Genomic DNA, 333 nt, shown 5'->3' on the forward strand with positions numbered 1-333 from the left:
AAAGCGAATGAAAATCATATCCAGTTATGGTGTTGAATTACGAAAACAGAATATTCCGATCCGCCAGACACTGGAGATTTACCGTTCTGCTGTCCGCTATCTGGTCGAAGTGTATGAATCTGTGTGGGAAGAACTGGCCCAAATTGAGGAAAGTAAGAAACGTTTCAATGCAGCGGAACATCTGGTGCATACAACGAAACGGAATCCGGCCCGGTTTGATTTTGATTTCTGCTTTCCCAAGATGCCATCCTATTTCAGACGGGCGGCAGTCCAGCATGCGCTTGGGAGTGTATCTTCTTATCGGACGCGTCTGGAACAGTGGAAAGCAGAGGG

At 47.1% G+C, this 333-nt stretch carries 1 pseudogene; it reads left to right on the forward strand.

The window, feature by feature from the left end:
* Positions 1 to 333: pseudogene (locus DWZ44_RS18925) on the forward strand (IS200/IS605 family accessory protein TnpB-related protein); the annotation flags it as partial.

This window comes from Blautia sp. AF32-4BH (assembly GCF_003460565.1).
GTDB lineage: Bacteria > Bacillota > Clostridia > Lachnospirales > Lachnospiraceae > Fusicatenibacter > Fusicatenibacter saccharivorans.